14 protein-coding genes are annotated in these 17,953 nt (G+C 71.6%); 6 read left to right on the top strand and 8 right to left on the bottom strand.

The features are described 5' to 3' along the window. The first annotated feature begins 44 nt into the window (after positions 1-44). Positions 45-515, top strand: a complete 471-nt coding sequence (locus UA74_RS25250; RefSeq protein ID WP_075742465.1) for an RDD family protein — start codon at positions 45-47, stop codon at positions 513-515. 566 nt (positions 516-1,081) lie between these two features. On the opposite strand, the gene UA74_RS25245 is transcribed toward UA74_RS25250, so the two are convergent. The 3 genes from UA74_RS25245 to UA74_RS25235 all read right to left on the bottom strand — a co-directional run bounded on the left by UA74_RS25245 (position 1,082) and on the right by UA74_RS25235 (position 4,187). Beyond that, positions 1,082-1,810, bottom strand: coding sequence for a DUF4191 domain-containing protein (locus UA74_RS25245; RefSeq protein WP_075742464.1), 729 nt, complete (start codon positions 1,808-1,810; stop codon positions 1,082-1,084). Positions 1,811-1,964: 154 nt separating this feature from the next. Then, positions 1,965-2,966 carry a lipoyl synthase gene (gene lipA, locus UA74_RS25240; RefSeq protein WP_075742463.1) on the bottom strand — a complete coding sequence of 334 codons (1,002 nt, stop codon included), beginning with the start codon at positions 2,964-2,966 and terminating at the stop codon, positions 1,965-1,967. A 291-nt stretch (positions 2,967-3,257) separates the two neighbouring features. Then, positions 3,258-4,187 (bottom strand): oxidoreductase, encoded by a 930-nt coding sequence (locus UA74_RS25235; RefSeq protein WP_075742462.1) that lies wholly within the window; start codon positions 4,185-4,187, stop codon positions 3,258-3,260. Between the two features lie 103 nt (positions 4,188-4,290). Between UA74_RS25235 and UA74_RS25230 the strand changes: the two genes are divergently transcribed. After that, positions 4,291-5,238, top strand: a complete 948-nt coding sequence (locus UA74_RS25230; RefSeq protein ID WP_075742461.1) for an LLM class F420-dependent oxidoreductase — start codon at positions 4,291-4,293, stop codon at positions 5,236-5,238. A 207-nt stretch (positions 5,239-5,445) separates the two neighbouring features. Here the strand turns inward: UA74_RS25230 and lipB are convergent, their stop codons facing one another. The 4 genes from lipB to lpdA all read right to left on the bottom strand — a co-directional run bounded on the left by lipB (position 5,446) and on the right by lpdA (position 10,655). After that, positions 5,446-6,222 carry a lipoyl(octanoyl) transferase LipB gene (gene lipB / locus UA74_RS25225; protein ID WP_075744217.1) on the bottom strand — a complete coding sequence of 259 codons (777 nt, stop codon included), beginning with the start codon at positions 6,220-6,222 and terminating at the stop codon, positions 5,446-5,448. A 31-nt stretch (positions 6,223-6,253) separates the two neighbouring features. Next, a complete protein-coding gene (locus UA74_RS25220) occupies positions 6,254-7,144 on the bottom strand; it encodes a TIGR01777 family oxidoreductase (RefSeq protein WP_075744216.1) in 891 nt (296 codons plus the stop codon). Between the two features lie 334 nt (positions 7,145-7,478). Continuing rightward, positions 7,479-9,218 carry a 2-oxoglutarate dehydrogenase, E2 component, dihydrolipoamide succinyltransferase gene (gene sucB / locus UA74_RS25215; protein ID WP_075742460.1) on the bottom strand — a complete coding sequence of 580 codons (1,740 nt, stop codon included), beginning with the start codon at positions 9,216-9,218 and terminating at the stop codon, positions 7,479-7,481. Positions 9,219-9,272: 54 nt separating this feature from the next. Further along, positions 9,273-10,655 carry a dihydrolipoyl dehydrogenase gene (gene lpdA / locus UA74_RS25210; protein WP_075742459.1) on the bottom strand — a complete coding sequence of 461 codons (1,383 nt, stop codon included), beginning with the start codon at positions 10,653-10,655 and terminating at the stop codon, positions 9,273-9,275. Between the two features lie 431 nt (positions 10,656-11,086). On the opposite strand from lpdA, the gene UA74_RS25205 reads away from it, so the two are divergent. Continuing rightward, the gene (locus UA74_RS25205; RefSeq protein ID WP_075744215.1) at positions 11,087-11,437 is read left to right on the top strand and encodes an oxidoreductase; all 351 of its coding nucleotides are present in this window, start codon (positions 11,087-11,089) and stop codon (positions 11,435-11,437) included. Between the two features lie 679 nt (positions 11,438-12,116). Here UA74_RS25205 and UA74_RS25200 read toward each other — a convergent pair. Continuing rightward, positions 12,117-13,613, bottom strand: a complete 1,497-nt coding sequence (locus UA74_RS25200) for a leucyl aminopeptidase (RefSeq protein ID WP_075744214.1) — start codon at positions 13,611-13,613, stop codon at positions 12,117-12,119. A gap of 423 nt (positions 13,614-14,036) precedes the next feature. Between UA74_RS25200 and UA74_RS33820 the strand changes: the two genes are divergently transcribed. The 3 genes from UA74_RS33820 to UA74_RS25185 all read left to right on the top strand — a co-directional run bounded on the left by UA74_RS33820 (position 14,037) and on the right by UA74_RS25185 (position 17,721). Next, positions 14,037-15,293, top strand: a complete 1,257-nt coding sequence (locus UA74_RS33820) for an APC family permease (RefSeq protein ID WP_232237448.1) — start codon at positions 14,037-14,039, stop codon at positions 15,291-15,293. 11 nt (positions 15,294-15,304) lie between these two features. Next, positions 15,305-16,432 (top strand): glycine cleavage system aminomethyltransferase GcvT, encoded by a 1,128-nt coding sequence (gene gcvT, locus UA74_RS25190; RefSeq protein ID WP_075744213.1) that lies wholly within the window; start codon positions 15,305-15,307, stop codon positions 16,430-16,432. Between the two features lie 188 nt (positions 16,433-16,620). Then, a complete protein-coding gene (locus UA74_RS25185) occupies positions 16,621-17,721 on the top strand; it encodes a branched-chain amino acid aminotransferase (RefSeq protein ID WP_075742457.1) in 1,101 nt (366 codons plus the stop codon). Positions 17,722-17,953: the final 232 nt, after the last annotated feature.

Raw genomic sequence — 17,953 nt, 5'->3', positions numbered from 1 at the left:
CGACCCGCCGTGATCGCCTTCACCAGGCGGTTTACTCTGGACTGGTGAACAGGCTGACCGGATCCTGGCTGACCGGACCATCCTCGGCGCTGCCGCCGGGGGAACGACCGGAGCAGGTCCGGCAGGACTGGCGCGGCCAACGCCTCGGGCTGCCCGAGCACGGACCCGACTCGGTCGCCGGTAAGGGGAGCCGGGCCGTCGCCCTGCTGGTCGACCTGCTGCTGTCCGCGCTGATCGCAGGCCTGTTCACCGCGCCGGAACTGCCGAGGAACTGGAGCCTGCTCGTCTGGGCGCTGCTGACCATCCTGCCGGTGGCCACCGTGGGCTTCACCCCCGGGATGGCCCTGCTGGGCATTCGCGTCGCGAGGGTCGGCGACATTCCCGCCGTCGGTCCGCTGCGCGCCATGGCGCGCACCGCGCTCATCTTCTTCATCGTGCCCGCGCTGATCTGGGACGCCGACTCCCGAGGGCTGCACGACAAGGCCGCCGGGACCGTGGTCGTCCGATCGCGATGAGCGTCGCCGCGCCCATCCGCCGACGGTCGTCGAACTCCACGGCCGAGGAGTGCGGCCGGTCGTCATCGGGACTGAGGCCTGCGCCGCCCGTCGGCCCGCGCCGACGGCCTCGACCGTCTGATCCGGCATGCCTCGGGGCGGCGCCGTGGGCGGGTGGTGAACCGGTGAAACGGGATCGGACGGGCCGCATGCCGTCGTGGGCAGCCACCGCGATCGCACGGCCGGTTCCGGACGACGTCTGACGGGCCCGTCTGATGCGGTACCGCCCCTGACACATCGGGGGGCCAGTCGGCAGGCACGTCAGGCACGAAAGGGCAGTCTGCCGGTTCTCGTGCGCGGCCGCCCCGCGAACCGGCCGCCCCGCGAACGGAAGGCCTGCCGAGCCGATCCGAACCATTGAAGGCGGAATCGGTCGCAGCGCGGCACGCCCTCGATCCGCTGCCGAACTCCCCGAGCGCTCGAGGCCGAGACGACGAACGGGCCGCCGAGAGGCGGCCCGTTCGGTCTGACGTGGTGACGGCCCTGACTGGACACCAGCGTCGGCGGCGGTGCGGATTCGGCGTGGGTCAGCGACGGCGCACGGTGCGCTGCATGCTGCGCATCTTCGAGCCCTGCGGCATCGGGCCCTTGGGCAGCGGCACGCCCTTGCTGGCCAGCGCGGCCAGCCGGGTCTCGATGACGTCCATCTGGGCCACCGTGATGTTGCGGGGCAGTTTCGCCAGGTGAGCCTGGATCTTGGAGAGCGGCACCTGCTTCTCGTCGTTCCCGACGATCACGTCATAGATCGGGGTGTCGCCGACGACGCGGGCGATGCGCTTCTTCTCCTGGCCGAGCAGGTTCTTGACCCGGTGCGGGGCGCCCTCACCGACCAGGATGATGCCCGGCCTCCCGATCACCCGGTGCACGGCGTCGAGATGGGCCGTCCCGGCGACGGCGTTGGTCACTCGCCACCGGCCGCGCAGGTTCTCCAGCGCCCAGCCTGCCGCGCCCGGCTGACCGTCGGCCTTGCGATACACGTTGCGCTGCACGCGGCGACCGAAGATGACCACGGCGGCCAGCAGACCGAAGGCGATGCCGACCGGCAGGAAGACCCACTGGAGTCCCCAGATGAAGCCGAGGCCGAAGATCGCCCCGGCGACCACGAGTAGCGCGCCGACCATCCACGGGATGAGTCCGCGATCCTCGCGGCGCTGCATCTTGAACGCCTCGAAGATCTGCTTGCGACGCTCTCGGGAAGCCTGGCGTCGCTGCTTCGCCGCTTCCTTGGCGGCAGCTTTATCCAGCTTAGGGGCCATGGCCCTAGGATACGGCCGACGTCGTGACCGGTGGGCGGCCGGTCCGCCCACCGCCGTGACCGTCATCGGACGGTCACGAAGGGTGAGCGGATCCGGTCGCCTGAGCGTCTCTTCTGGGCGGCTCCCGCAGGCCGGGACCCGCTCTCGTGCCTGCTCAGCGGGCCAGCAGCGCGGCGGCCTCCTGAGCGGCAGGCTGCTCGTCGGCCAGGTGCAGCAGGTTCTCAGGCAGTGCCTCGCCCCGGTGCGCCTTCGTCCGGGCGAACAGCCTGCCCGCGCGGTACGACGAACGCACCAGCGGGCCCGCCATGACGCCTGCGAAGCCGATCTCCTCGGCCGCCTGCTGGTGGGAGACGAACTCCTCGGGCTTCACCCAGCGGTCCACCGGGTGGTGTCGAGTGCTCGGCCGCAGGTACTGAGTGATGGTCAGGATCTCGCAGCCTGCCTCGTGGAGGTCGCGCATCGTGGCCACCACCTCGGCGGGCTCCTCGCCCATCCCGAGGATCAGGTTCGACTTGGTGACCAGGCCCGCCGCACGGGCGGCCGTGATGACCTCGAGCGAACGGTCGTAGCGGAAGGCGGGGCGCATCCGTCGGAAGACGCTCGGCACGGTCTCCAGATTGTGCGCCAGCACCTCCGGCCTGCTGCTGAAGACCTCGGCGAGCTGGTCGGGATCGGCGTTGAAGTCCGGGATCAGCAGTTCGACGCCGGTTCCGGGGTTGAGCCGGTGGATCTCCCGGACCGTCTCGGCGTAGAGCCAGGCGCCGCCGTCGTCGAGGTCGTCCCGGGCGACGCCGGTGACCGTGGAGTACCGCAGGCCCATGGCCTGGACCGACTCCGCCACCTTGCGCGGCTCGGCACGATCGAGGGCATCCGGCTTGCCGGTGTCGATCTGACAGAAGTCGCATCGACGGGTGCACTGCCCGCCGCCGATGAGGAACGTCGCCTCACGGTCTTCCCAGCACTCGTAGATGTTGGGACAGCCCGCCTCCTCGCAGACCGTGTGCAGTCCCTCGCGGCGCACCAGGCTCTTGAGTTCGCGGAACTCCGGGCCCATGCGCGCGCGGGTCTTGATCCAGGATGGCTTCTTCTCTATGGGCGTCTGGCTGTTGCGAACTTCCAGACGCAGCAGCTTCCGTCCCTCCGGTACGACCGTCACGCGGCCCAGCCTACGCCGCCGTTTCCCGTGGTGGCGGCGGCGTAGGCGCCCGGACTCGTGGTCGCCGAGGCATCGGGAGGCCTGCGGGAAGCGACGGTCATCGTCGTCCCAGCGCACCGGTGTTCTCGCGGCTTGTCTGTGATCCCTGCCGTCGGAGTCGCGCGGGGCAGTCGCGGCGATCTGCGGCTGCGTCGTCGGTCCTCATGACTCCGTCGCGGCTTCCTCCGGTCGCCGTGCGGCTTCGTCCACGCCGATCCCCGTTCCCGACGGAGCGGGACCGAAGGCAGGCCCTCAGACGGGGTCGGGGGTTACCGAGGTCAGTTCGGCGGTGATCTCCCAGAGCCTGCGGGCATCCGAGATGCTCTGCGCCTCGGCGGAGGTCGCCACCCGCTTGGGCCCGCCACGCAGCTCGCCAAGGCCGTCGGGACCGAAGTAGTCCCCGCCACGGACGTCGGCCATGGTGGCCGCGTAGAGCAGCGGGAGGGCGCCCTGCTCCGGCGACTGTCCGGTCGTCTTACTGAAGAGGTTCGCCGCCTTCTCGATGAAGTCCGAGGCACGCATCCTGGCGGAGTTGGCCGCCAGCTCGGTGTCGACGATGCCCGGATGCGCGGCGACGCTGAGCACGTCGGCGCCGTCGGTGCGAAGTCTGCGGTCGAGTTCGAACATGAAGAGCAGGTTCGCGATCTTCGACTGGCTGTAGGCCTGGCCGGAGTTGTATCTGCGCTGATCGAAGTTCGGGTCGTCCAGGTCCAGCCCGCGTCCCTTGTGGGTGAAGCTCGACACGGTGACGACCCGTGCTCCCGGTCGCTGTCGGAGTCGGGGCATCAGCAGCCAGGTGAGGGCGGCGTGTCCGAGATGGTTGGTGGCGAACTGCAGTTCGAAGCCCTCTGCGGTGCGCTTGAGGGGAGTGGCCATCACCCCCGCGTTGTTGATCAGCAGGTCCAGGCCCTCCGGGGCGCGTTCGCCGACCTCGGCGGCCGCCCGACGTACCGAGGCGAGGTCGGCGAGGTCGAGCTCGAGCAGCTCGGCCCGGCCGCCTACCGACGTGATCTTCTCCACGACGGCAGTACCGCGCTCGACCGACCGCGCCGCCACCAGCACCCTGGCGTTGCGCGAGGCCAGCGCCACCGCGCAGGCTCGGCCGATGCCGGAGTTGGCGCCGGTGATCAACGCGACTCGGTCTGACTGATCTGGAATATCCGTGATGGTCCACTTCGCCATGAGGACATCAATACCCGCTTCGGCTCGGCAGAGCGACACCGACCCCGAACGGCCCTGCACGGTGGGACAGGCGGTCGGGCGGTCGGGTCGTAGCCTGGGGAGCGTGACTGACAGCCTCACTCTCCGTATCTTCACCGAGCCCCAGCAGGGTGCCTCCTACGACGACCTGCTCCGGCTCGCTCGGCATGCCGAGGAGACCGGCTACGACGCCTTCTTCCGCTCCGACCACTACCTCTCGATGGGCGACGGCAGCGGCTTGCCGGGCCCCACCGACGCCTGGGTGACCCTGGGGGCTCTGGCACGGGAGACCGCCACGATCCGGCTGGGCACGCTGGTGACCGCCGCGACCTTCCGGTACCCCGGCCCGCTGGCCGTCGCGGTCGCCCAGGTCGACCAGATGTCGGGTGGTCGAGTCGAGTTCGGGCTCGGCACCGGCTGGTTCGCCCGCGAGCACACCGCCTACGGCATCCCGTTCCCGCCGATCGGGGAGCGCTTCGACCTGTTCACCGAGCAGCTGGAGGTCATCACCGGGCTCTGGGCGACCGAGGAGGGCGAGACCTTCTCCTACGACGGAACGCACTACCGGCTCGTCGACTCGCCCGCGCTGCCCAAGCCGGTGCAGCGGCCGGGGCCGCCGGTGGTGATCGGCGGCAGCGGCAAGAAGCGGACTCCGAGGCTGGCCGCGAGGTTCGCCGACGAGTTCAACCTGCCCTTCGTCGACGCCGACACGGCTGCGGCCCAGTTCGACCGGGTCAGGGCCGCCGCCGTCGACGTGGGCCGGGACCCCGGTGAGATCCGGTGGTCTGCCGCCCAGGTGTTGTGCGTCGGGCGGGATGACGCCGAGCTCGTCCGGCGGGCCGAGGCGATCGACCGGAAGCCCGCCGAGCTGCGCGAGAACGGCCTCGCGGGCTCGCCCGCCGAGGTGGTCGACAAGCTCGGCCGCTGGCGGGAGCGCGGCGGCATCGACCGGATGTACCTCCAGGTCCTGGACGTGACCGACCTGGAGCACATCGAGCTGGTCGCCGCCGAGGTCGTCCCGCAGCTCGGCTGACCCGGGCGGGCCGACGTCTGCCCGCCGGCGGGTGGTCGGAGAGCGCGCGCAGGCCGGATGCGCCGTCCACCGCCGGCTGCGGCAGGCTCGCGCCCGGCTGTCTGTCCGGCGGGCCGGCGAGCCGAGGCCTGTGCCGGAGCCGTCCCGCCCGCGGTGACCCCCGGCGAGGCGAACTCCCGGACGGTCTTCAACAGCGCCCGGCCGGGGTCAGCCTCGCGGCACCAGGCTGGGGGCCAGGGCGAAGGTGGCCGGATCGAGCACCGGCTCGGTTCCGCCTGCCCTGGCGTCGCGTTCGCTGATCGGCAGGATGCCCTCGATCGCGTCCAACACCGCCTGCTCGGCCAACGGCAGGACCTCGGCCACGGTCACCGGTCGATCCAGCTCCTGGCTCAACGAGGTCACCCCGGCGTCGCGAATGCCGCAGGGCACGATCCGATCGAAGGCCGCCAAATCGGCGTCGCAGTTGATCTCGAAGCCGTGCATGGTGACGCCGCGCTGCACCCGGATGCCGATGGCCGCGATCTTGCGCTCGATCCCGCGATCGTCGGCGGGCAGCCAGACGCCGCTGCGTCCCTCCACCCGGCCGGTGTGGACGCCGAGCTGGTCGCACACGCTGATCAGCGCCTGTTCCAGCCTGCGCACGTAGTCGACGACGTCGATCGGGTCCCGCAGCGCGATCAGCGGATAACCGACGAGCTGACCCGGCCCGTGCCAGGTGATCTTCCCGCCCCGGTCGACGTCGACCACCGGGGTGCCGTCCGAGGGGCGGTCCTCCTGCTGGGTCCGCTTGCCCGCCGTGTAGACCGAGGGATGTTCCAGGAGCAGCAGCGAGTCCGGACCCTGTCCGTCGGCACGGGCGGCGGCGAGCTCTCGCTGCCGGTCCCAGGCCTGCACATAGTCGATACGGCCGATCCGCTCGACGAGCACGGGTTCCGCGCTCGCCCGGCAGGACGCGCTGCGCGCCGATGCGTTCGTCTGAGGCACGAGCACGACCCTACGCCCGCAGGCGCTGGTCTCATCCGCCGACGGTGGCGGGCAGGCAGGAGTCGACGGTCGGATGCGCGAACTGGAAGCCGTGACGGGCCAGCTCGCGGGGGACCGCTCGCTGTCCGGTGAGGATCATCTCGTCGGCGGCGCCGCCCACCACCGCCCGCAGCGCGAAGCCGGGAACCACCCAGGGTGCGGGCCTGCCCACGGCGGTGGCCAGCGCCCTGGTGAAGTCGTCATTGGTCACCGGAGCGGGTGCGGTGAGGTTGACCGGGCCGGAGATCGACTCGTTCTCGATCAGGAAGCACAGCGCGGCGACGTGGTCTTCCAGGGAGATCCAGGACATGTACTGCCTGCCGCTGCCCAGTCTGCCGCCGAGCATGGCCGAGAAGAGCGGGCGCAGCCTGCCCAGCAGGCCGCCGGAGCGCGCGAGCACGATGCCGCTCCTGGCGATCACGAGCCTGCCGCCCGAGGCGGTGGCCCCGGCGGCGGCGTCCTCCCAGTCCACGCACAGCCCGGCCACGAAGCCTGCGCCTGCCGGGGCGCCCTCGTCGACGGCGCGGTCTCCGGTGTCGCCGTAATAGCCGACGGCCGAGCCGTTGACCAGCACCGGGACTCCCGCGTCCGCGACGGCGCCCGCGAGCACCTCGCTGGGAACGAGCCTGCTGTCGCGGATGATCTGCTGGCGGCCGTCACTCCATCGGCGATCCAGGATGCCCACGCCGCACAGGTTGATCACCGCGTCCGCACCGTCGAGCGCACCCGGCTCGATGACGCCGGACGGCGGGTCCCAGCTCCGCTCGTCCGGTGCGGCGGCGGCCCGGCGGACCAGCCGGACGACCTCGTGGCCGCGCCGCCGAAGCAGTGCGACACAGGCGGTGCCGATCAGTCCCGAGGAGCCCGCGATCACGATGCGCATGGCGTGATCGTCGCCGATCGGCATCCAGAATGCGAGTTCTCTCCCGGTATCGGGCGGGTGCACCACGGGAGTCGGTCTGCCACTGGGCGTGCAGACCGGCTTGCGGCCGGGCCCGCTCGATCGGCGGCTCCTGATCGACCGCAGTGGGGGACTGTCGGGCAGTCGACCTGCGGGTTCGTCGTCCGATGATCGACCTCTTCCGGCGGGCGGGCGGGCGGCCGGACGCCGCCGACCATCGGCCGATTCGGGGGCGAGACGCGATCAGGCCCCCGAACCAGAACGGTTCGGGGGCCTGACGTGATCGGGTGTCACCCGGCAAGCCGGGTCGGCGGATCTAGAGACCCAGATCGGCCTCGAAGGCGCCCTCTTCCAGCCGCTGCTTCATGGTGGAGAGGAACCGGGCCGCGTCCGCGCCGTCGACGAGTCGGTGGTCGTAGGACAGGGCCAGGTAGACCATCGAGCGGATGGCGATGGTGTCGCCGCCCGCCTCGTCGCTGACCACGACCGGGCGCTTCACCACGCTGCCGACGCCGAGGATGCCGACCTGCGGCTGGAACACGATCGGCGTGTCGAACAGGGCGCCCCGGCTGCCGGTGTTGGTCAGGCTGAACGTGCCGCCGCTCAGCTCGTCCGGGGTGATCTTGTTCGCCCTGGTGCGCTCGGCGAGATCGGTGATCTTGCGGGCCAGGCCGCCGAGGTTCAGGTCACCCGCGTTGTGGATGACCGGCACGAGGAGGCCTCGGTCGGTGTCCACCGCGACGACCAGGTGCTCGGCACCGTGGTAGGTGATCTCCTTGGCCTGCTCGTTCACCGAGGCGTTGAGCTTCGGGTGCTGCTTGAGCGCCTCGACGGTGGCCTTGGCGAAGAACGGCAGGAAGGAGAGCTTGACGCCTTCCCGCTCCTGGAACGCCTTCTTGGCCCGGTCGCGCAGGCGGGCGATCTTCGTGACGTCGACCTCGACGACCGTGGTGAGCTGCGCCGAGACCTGGAGCGACTCGACCATCCGCTGGGCGATGACCTGGCGGAGCCTGCTCATCTTCTCGGTCTTGCCGCGCAGTGCGACGGCCTCCGCACTGGGCCCGCCTGCCGGGGCGGCGGCCGGGGCCTGTGTCGGGGCGGCGGGCGCGGGAGCCTTGGCCGCCTCCACTGCGGCGAGGACGTCCTGCTTGCGGATCCGACCGCCGACGCCGGTACCGGTCAGCGTCGCCAGGTCGATGCCGTGCTCGGTGGCGAGCTTGCGCACCAGCGGGGTCACGTACGGCGCGGCGTCGTTCCCGGTCGCCGGGGCCGCTGCCGGGGCGGCAGGGGGCGTGGGCGCCGGGGCAGCGGGTGCCGCCTGCTGGGCCGGGGCCGGGGGAGCTGCCGGGGGCTGCTCGGCGGGCTTCGGCTGCTCGGCCGGGGCAGGCGCCGCAGGCTCGGGCTCGGCGGCCGGGGCGGGTGCTGCGGGTGCAGCCGCGCCTGCCGCGCCGACGACGGCGAGCTGCGCGCCGACCTCGACGGTCTCGTCCTCTTGGACGGAGATCTCCAGCAGCGTGCCTGCCACCGGCGAGGGGATCTCGGTGTCGACCTTGTCGGTGGACACCTCCAGCAGCGGCTCGTCGACGGCGATGGAGTCGCCGACCTGCTTCAGCCAGCGAGTCACGGTGCCCTCGGTGACGCTCTCGCCGAGCGCGGGCATCGGCACGGACGTGCCCTCGCCACCACCCTGCGGCGCGGCGGGCTCGGACTGCTGCGGGGCCGGGGCCTCCTGCTCGGCGGCAGCCGGGGCCTGCGTCTCCTGGGCGGGGGGTTCGGGTGCGGACTCCGCAGGTGCGGACGGAGCGTCCGCGCCGCCGGAGCCGTCGTCGATGACGGCCAGCTCGGCGCCGACGTCGACGGTCTCGTCCTCCGGGGCGACGATGCGCTGCAGGATGCCTGCCGCCGGGGAGGGGATCTCGGTGTCGACCTTGTCGGTGGACACCTCCAGCAACGGCTCGTCGACCTCGACGCGGTCGCCTTCCTGCTTGAGCCACCGGGTGACGGTGCCCTCGGTGACGCTCTCGCCGAGTGCGGGCATCTGGACGGAGAAGGCCATGTTTCGCTGACTCCTCGAACTAGTCGCTCGTTGGGGATGTTCCTCGCGCCGGCATCAGGCGTGGGCGTGCAGGGGTTTGCCGGCCAGGGCGAGGTGCGCCTCGCCGAGGGCTTCGTTCTGGGTGGGGTGTGCGTGGATCAGGGGGGCGACGTCCTCGGCATGGGCCTCCCAGTTGTAGATCAACTGCGCCTCGCCGATCAGCTCGCCGACGCGGGCTCCGACGAGGTGGACGCCGACGACCGGGCCGTCCTCTCCCTTGGCGCCCGCCTTGACCAGCTTCACCGCACCCGAGGTCTTGAGGATCTGGCTCTTGCCGTTGCCGCCGAGGTCGTATACGAGGGTCTGCACCGCGCCGTACTTCTCGGCCGCCGCCGCCTCGGTCAAGCCCACGGAGGCGACCTCCGGCTCGCAGTAGGTGACGCGGGGGATGCCCGTCTCGTCGATCGGCGTCGGGTCCAGCCCGGCGATCTGCTCGGCGACGAAGATGCCCTGCTGGAAGCCTCGATGGGCCAGTTGCAGGCCGGGGACGATGTCGCCCACCGCGTAGACGTTCGGCAGGTTGGTCCGCAGCAGGTCGTCGGTCTGGACGAAGCCCCGATCCATCGCCACGCCCGCCTCCTCGTAGCCGACGCCCGAGGTGCTGGGCCCCCGTCCGACGGCGACGAGCAGCAGGTCGGCGTCGAGCTGCTCGCCCGATTCCAGGCTCACCGACACACCGGCGTCGTTCTGGGTGACGCCGCTGAAGCGGACCCCGGTCTTGTACGCGATGCCCCGCTTGCGGAACGCGCGCTCGAGCTGCTTGGACAGGAACTCGTCCTCGGCGGGGACGAGCCTGGGCAGCGCCTCGACGATCGTGACCTCCGCGCCGAAGGAGCGCCACACGCTGGCGAACTCCACGCCGATGACGCCGCCGCCGAGCACCACGACCCGGTCCGGGACGTAGTCCAGTTCCAGCGCCTGGTCACTGGTGATGACGCGGCCGCCCAGCTCGAGACCGGGCAGGCTCTTGGCGTACGAGCCGGTGGCCAGCACCACGTTCCTGCCGGTGTGGCGGATGCCGTCCACCTCGACGGAGTTCGGACCGACGAAGGTGCCCTCGCCCTCGACCACGGTGATCTTCTTCGACTTGATCATGCCCTGGAGACCCTTGTAGAGCCTGCTCACCACGCCGTCGCGGTAGGCGTTGACGCCGGTCATGTCGATGCCCTCCAGGGAGGTCTTGACGCCGAAGGCGTCTCCTCCCCTGGCAGAGTCGGCGATCTCCGCGGCGTGCAGCAGCGCCTTGGTCGGGATGCAGCCTCGGTGCAGGCAGGTGCCGCCCAGCTTGTCCTTCTCGATCAGAACGACGGACAGGCCCAGCTCAGCCGCGCGCAGCGCGCACGCGTAACCGCCGGAGCCGCCACCGAGGATCACGATGTCGGCGGAGGTGTCAGCCACGGGATCTCCTTGCGAACGCATCGACAGGGTGGTCGCGTATATATCGGATGCAGCGCCGGTCGTCGCTGGTACCCGACGCCATCTTGTCACCACGCCGGGCGTGTCGGCGACGCGGCCTCGACCGGCCCTGTTCGGCCGCCGTGTCGGATGCCCGTGCCGGATGCCGCCGATGCCCTCGGCAGGCGGCGGCATCCCCGTCCTCGCTCGGACCACGCGCGGACCGACGCGCCGTGACCGGTCGCGGCCCGATCTCCACTCGGGCGGCCTGCGGTGATCCGGGGGCGACGGCGCCTTCGCCAGGCCCCTCGCCGCGTCGGCGCCCGACGGCCGATGACGGATCATGAAACGAGCTTGGATTGATCGGCCTGGACGTCACCGCCGTGACACCTCCGGCCGGCAGGATCGAGGCAATAACGAAGGAGGTGTCCGTTGTGGGCCTTTTCGATAGGTTTCGCAGGAGTCAACGTCCTGGAACGACCCGCGTGGCAAGCAAGGACGACACGAGTCATCTGGAACAGTGGGCTGCCGCTCGACGCGGGGTGGAGGCCTTCGTCGAGCCGAAGACCACGGTCACGGAGACGACGATCGTCTTCGTCGCCCACGACGGCGAGTGGACCCGGCGTCGGATCGCCGGACCGGAGGCGGCCAAACAGCTGGCCAAGAAGCTGGCCATGCCCGTGTACGACGTCGGGCTCGTCGGCTATCCGCAGCGGATGCGCGACTTCCAGGCTCGGCAGCGCTCGGCACGGAAACAGGAGCAGCGCCGCCGCATGGAGGACTGAGCCCGAGGGCTGGGGGACCGGTCGACTGAGCCCGGCCGCCTGGCGGGCGAGCCGCGTCGGACGACGGCGCAGCTCAGACGGCCGATGGCTTCGGTGACCGGTGAGCAGGCCGACCGCGCGGACGATCGCCGGACCGGCGGGCGGCGACGAGCCCGGCCCCAGGCCTGCGGCCCGTGGTGCCGGGTCGGTGTCGGATGAGCCGCCCGACCGGCGTGCCGGTGCGCTGTTGGATCGGATGCCTGCGCCAGGCGGCGCACTCGGCGGTGTCGCGGCGGAGGATCACCGCCGATCTCGTGGCCCGTCGGGACGAGCGTCGTAGCCTTCGACGAGTCGGGGTCCGTCTGGACGCAGGCCGGGCCTGCGAGGCCGATGGCTGATCTCGCCGATCTCACCGAGACCGCCCGGCAGTGGCACCGGATGCGTTCGGCCGGAGCAGGTCGGGTTCTGTAGCGGGAGCCGCCCTGGTCGGCGGGGTCTGCTCGGCGTCGAGGCGCCGCAGCCCGACCGACGGTGATCGAGAGGGCTGCGCGTCCGCGGCGATCGCGCGGGGTGTGCCTCGACCACGACACGAGAAGCGCCCCGGTGAGTCTCGACTCACCGGGGCGCTGCTGCCTCCGCCGGACCGTGGCTGCTTTCGCCTCAGTCCTGCTCAGTCCTGCTCGGCTCAGCCCTGCTCGGCTCAGCCCTGCTCGGCGATGTCGGCGAGCACGGCGGCGATGGTGCGCACCGGGACGCCGGTCCCGCCCTTGGGGGTGTAGCCCCACGGGGCCTTGTCGTTGTACGACGGCCCCGCGATGTCGATGTGCGCCCACTCCAGGCCCTCGGCGACGAACTCGCGCAGGAAGATCCCGGCGGCGAGCATCCCGCCCCAGCGGTGACCGGTGATGTTGGCGAGGTCGGCCAGCTTGGAGTCCAGGTCGCCGCGCAGCTCCTCGGGCAGCGGCATCGCCCAGCCGCCCTCGCCGGTGGCGCGGGCCAGACCCGCGACCCGGTCGCGGAAGTCGTCGGAGCCCATGATCCCGGCGGTCCGCTTGCCCAGCGCCACGACCTGCGCCCCGGTGAGGGTGGAGGTCTCGATGAGGTAGTCGGGCTCGTCCTCGGCGGCGCGGGTGATCGCGTCGGCCAGGATCAGCCTGCCCTCGGCGTCGGTGTTGAGGACCTCGACGGTCTTGCCGCCGAACATGGTGAGCACGTCGCCCGGCCGGTAGGCGGTGCCGGACGGCAGGTTCTCGACCAGCGGCACCGTCGCGGTGATCTCCAGCGGATAGCCCAGTTCGGCGGCGAGGACCACGACGGCCACGACGGCGGCGGCGCCCGCCATGTCGCTGGTCATGTGGTGCATGTCGGCTGCGGGCTTGAGCGAGATCCCGCCGCTGTCGAAGGTCACGCCCTTGCCGACCAGTGCGACCTTCTTGCCCGCCTTGGGGCCCTTGTACCGCAGGCGGAGCAGGCGAGGCGGTCGGGAGGAGCCCGCGCCGACGCCGAGGATGCCGCCGTAGCCGTCCCTGGCCAGCGCCTGCTCGTCGAGCACCTCGAAGTCGACGTCGGTGCCGCGGAGCAGGTCGGCGGTGCGCTGCGCGAAGGACTCGGGGAAAAGGTCGTTGGGCGGGGTGTTCACCAGGTCGCGGGCGGAGTTGACCGCCTTCGCGATGGCGGCGGCGGCCGTCAGGGTCGCGGTGGCGTCACCGTCCTGTTCCGGCGTCCTGGCGAACGTGACGGAGTTCAGTGCCCGACCCTCTTCGGTCGACTTGTACTGGTCGAAGCGGTAGGCGCCGAGCGCGGTGCCCTGTGCGGCGGCGGCCAGGTCGATCGTCGACAGGGTGCTCACCACCTGCGCGACGTCGTCGCCCAGCGCCCTGGCTGCCGCACCCGAGGCGCGTCGGACCTGTTCGGCGGTGAGCCCGCCGTCCTGGTCGGCCTTGCCGAGCCCCACCGCGATGAGCAGTGGTGCGGTGACCCGACCCTGCGTCGGGATCTTGACGACCTCGTCGGCGCGGCCGGTCGCACCCACCACCGTCAGCAGCGCGGCGAGACCACCGGGGAACGCCGCGTCGACCGAGTCCGATCCCGGTGCGGGCGTGGCGCCGTCCGTGCCCTGCACGGTGCCGATGATCAGGGCGTCTGCTGTCAGGCCGACAGGATCACTGTCGGTGACGGCAAGCGTGGGGCTGCTCACGTGAGGCTCCTTCGCGACGTGTTCTCGCCCCGGCACGCGATTCGTGGGCGGGGCCGTGCTTCTGCTGCGCATGGTAGAACCACGGTGAGCTGGGTGTTCCAGCTCCCCGAACATCGATTTCCGTCGCCAGTGGCACGCAGGCTGCCGTAGTCGGTGTCCGATGTTCGACGGGCCGATGCGACTGCCAGGAGAAAGGGCCGCCGAAGCACTCGACGTCGACCGGCGGGCGGCGGGGGACCTCGTGGACGGCGGGTCTTCGTCGGCACCCGGCGGGGTGTCGGGCGGCTGCCCCGCCGGGGTGACGACGAGGGACATCGAGCCGGTGTTCGGGCCTGCCCGGCTGGCGTCGACTACGTTCCGTGCTGATTGGTCTCCACGATCGGGCGGCTACCCGCCGAGAGTGATCTCTGGAACGGTGTAGAGGTGACGCAACTGTTGACGTGTGTTCGGCGCACGTTGCCACTGCGACTGCTCAGCTCGGTGACCGTGGCGCTGGGCTGTCTGCTCGGTGTCGGCGTCTTCCTCGTACCTGCGCTGGGCGTCGCGACGGCAGGTCCCTGGCTTCCACTCGCGGTCTTGGCGGCTCTCCTCGCCGCCTGGTGCACCGTGTCGTCGTCTGCGGTGCTGGCCTCGGCTCGCGGTCGGGCCGGGGACTCCGGTTCGCGACAGCACGGCACCCACATCGACCTACGTGATCACCTCGGCGTGTGGCCTGCCCGACTCAGCAGCGTGGCCTTCCTGGCCGGTCAGGTGATCCTGGCCGCCGGGATCGCGGGCGTCCTGACCGATCACCTCTGGCCCGGCGGGCGATCGTGGTCCGGCCCGCTGGTGATCGCGGTGGCGACGACGCTCGTGATCGCGCGGCTGCCCCGCCCACGCGGGCTCGGCCTGCTGCCGGTCCTGGTCGTGGGCGTGCTGGCGATCGTGGTGGCCGCCGCAGTGGCTCTGGAGCCCGCCCCGAGCGGGGCGCCCGTACCGGTCGTCGAGATCAGCGGGGTGGCGGAGGCGGCGGCCATGGCCTTCGTCGCCTTCTGCGGCTTCGAGCGATTCACCACCCGCGGTGCTCGCCCGCGCAGCGGTGTGATCGCGCCGATGACCATCGCCCTGCTCGCCTCGGCCGCCCTGATCCTGATCGTGGCCTTCGCGGGATGGCACCAGCTCGGCCCGCATCGGCTCGGGCTGTCGCCGACGCCGCTGCTCGATCTCGTCGTCGCCGCAGACGCCGCCCCGCTGGCCACGCTCGTCGGCATCGCGGCGCTGGCGGCCATGCTGCCCCCGGTGATCGCCGCGCTCACCTCGGCACGGGACGCGATGCGGGTGTCGATCGTGGAGGGCGACGTGCGCTGGCCCTCGCGTGCCCGCTCCGACGCGTCGGAGCCGAGCTGGTCAGTGGAACTGGTCGTCGGACTCGCCGCCTGTGTCGCGGTCCTCGTGCTCGCCCCGGCCGCCGTACTGGCCATGGGCGTCTGCCTGCTGCTCACGCATTACGCGTTCCTGAACGCCTCGGCACGGCTGATCGCGGGCGAGCAGGACACGGCCTCGGCGCGGCGCGGCTGCACGGGGATGTTCGCCTCGGTGATCCTCGCGATGAGCCTGCCGGTGGCTGCGCTCGCGGGCACCGCGCTCGTCCTCGCCTTCGGCGCCGCCGCGCTCGCGCTCACCGCGAGGCCGTGGCGGTAGCCTCCGCGATCGTGAGCCAGAGCAACGAGTCATCGAAGCCAGAATCGCGTCGTGGTCCGCTGCACCGGGCCCACGAGTCGCTGGGCGCCGTCTTCGCCCCGTTCGGGGGCTGGGAGATGCCGATCCAGTACGACGGCGGCGGGGTCGTCGCGGAGCACGGCGCCGTCCGTGACTCGGTGGGGATCTTCGACGTCTCCCACCTGGGCAAGGCCACCGTCGCCGGGCCGGGAGCCTCGGAGTTCGTCAACGCGTGTCTCAGCAATGACCTGCGTCGGATCTCGGCGGGTCGGGCGCAGTACACCCTGTGCTGCACCGAGGACGGCGGCGTCGTCGACGACCTCATCGCCTACCTCGTCGGCGACGACGAGGTGTTCCTGGTGCCGAACGCGGCCAACACGGCCGAGGTCGTGCGGCGGCTGAGCGCGGCGGCGCCGGACGGCGTGACCGTGACCGGGCAGCATGAGGACTTCGGCGTCCTCGCGGTGCAGGGTCCCCGTTCGGCCGAGGTGCTCGGCGCGCTGGGGCTGCCCGCCGACCTGGACTACATGGCGTTCGCCGACGCCCCGTGGCGCGGCACGACGGTGCGCGTCTGCCGGACCGGCTACACCGGGGAGCACGGTTACGAGCTGGTGCCTGCCTGGGACGACGCGCCCGCGTTGTGGGACGCGTTGTCGGCAGCGGCCGCCGCCGTCGGCGGCCGGGCCTGCGGACTCGGGGCCAGGGACACGCTGCGCACCGAGATGGGCTACGCGCTGCACGGTCACGAGCTCTCGACGGAGATCAGCCCGCTGCAGGCCTCCGCGAGCTGGGCCGTCGGCTGGAAGAAGGACGCGTTCTGGGGTCGAGACGCGCTGCTGGCCGAGAAGAAGGCGGGCCGGGCTCGCAGGCTGCGCGGCCTACGCGCGCTGGGCAGGGGCGTCCCGCGTGCGGACATGACCGTGCGCGACGGCGACGGCGCGGCCGTCGGCCGGACCACCTCCGGCACGTTCTCCCCGACGCTCAAGACCGGCATCGCCCTGGCCCTGCTCGACACCTCGGCCGGGGTGGAACTCGGTTCGGAGGTCGTGGTGGACGTGCGGGGCAGGCCGCTGGCCTGTGCGGTCGTCGCGCCGCCGTTCGTGGAGTCCCACGTCCGCTGACCTCGTCGTCGATCCCGGCGGAGATCAGGCCGGTCGCGGCGGGTCCGGGATCGACGTGGCCGGTCGCGGTCGCCCCGGCGTGCGACGGCGGTGCGTCGACCCGCCGATGCGCCGATCGGAAAGATATCGGATCTCCAACAATAGGGGAGGCGATGCTCGGAGCACGGACCGAGTATTAGGCTGCCGGTATGACCTCGGTGTTGCCATTCTCCCGGACCCTGAATCCGAGCCCCGCCACGCCGGAACGCATCGCCGAGGTACTCGCGAACCCCGGCTTCGGTCGGCACTTCACCGACCACATGGTGCGCATCGACTGGACCGCCGATCGGGGCTGGCACCAGGCCGGTGTGCTGCCGTACGCGCCGTTCGAGATCGACCCGGCGGCGATGGTCCTGCACTACGGCCAGTCCATCTTCGAAGGCCTCAAGGCATACCGGCAGGCGGACGGCACCGTGGCGACCTTCCGCCCGGAGGACAACGCCGCTCGATTCCGATCCTCCGCCCGCAGGCTGGCGATGCCGGAGCTTCCCGACGAGCTGTTCCTCGGCTCGTTGCATGAACTGGTCGAGGTGGATCGACACTGGGTGCCGGAGCACGCCGAGGAGTCGCTGTACCTACGGCCGTTCATGTTCTCCATCGAGATCGGCCTCGGCGTGCGACCTGCGGCCGAGTACGCCTACCTGCTGATCGCCTCGCCCGCAGGCGCCTACTTCGCGGGCGGGCTCAACCCGGTCACCGTCTGGCTGAGCACCGAGTTCGTCCGCGCTTCGCCCGGCGGCACCGGGGCGGCCAAGTTCGCGGGTAACTACGCGGCCTCCCTGCTCGCGCAGGCCCAGGCCGCCGAACAGGGCTGCGATCAGGTGGTCTGGCTCGACGCGGTGGAGCGCCGCTGGGTCGAGGAGATGGGCGGCATGAACCTCTGCTTCGTGTGGGGTTCCGGCGCGGACGCGACCATCGTGACCCCCGAGCTCACCGGCACGCTGCTCGCGGGCGTCACCAGGGACTCCCTGCTCCGGCTGTCTCGCGACCTCGGTTACCGGACCGAGGAGCGTCGGGTGTCGGTCGAGGAGTGGGAGTCCGGCGTGGCCTCCGGCGAGATCACCGAGGTGTTCGCCTGCGGCACGGCGGCGGTGATCACGCCGGTCGGCGGCGCCAGGTACGAGGGCGGCAGCTTCGTCATCGGCGACGGCAAGACCGGCGCGGTGACCCAGCGGCTGCGCGATGCGCTGATCGCCATCCAGCGCGGCACCGCACCCGACGCCCACGGCTGGATGCACAGCTTCGGCTGAGTCTCTCGGCAGACCAGGGCCGCCTCGCGATTCGTCGCGGGCGGCCCTTCGTCGTCGGCGGGTGCCCGGCCGGTGGGCGAGTCGGTGGCAGCGCGGCCGGGCACCGCGGGGTCGACGATCCGGTGTCGACGACTCGTTCTCGCCGAGCGGGGTGCAGCCCGCTCGGTGGAGCAAGCGGAGGCACGGTCGGCACTGCGGCGACGCCACGGCATCGACCAGGACTCGACCGGCC

The organism is Actinoalloteichus fjordicus, from assembly GCF_001941625.1.
Classification (GTDB): Bacteria; Actinomycetota; Actinomycetes; order Mycobacteriales; family Pseudonocardiaceae; genus Actinoalloteichus_A; species Actinoalloteichus_A fjordicus.
The sequence above is the reverse complement of the archived record's forward strand: the minus strand, read 5'-3'. Positions and strand labels throughout refer to the sequence as shown.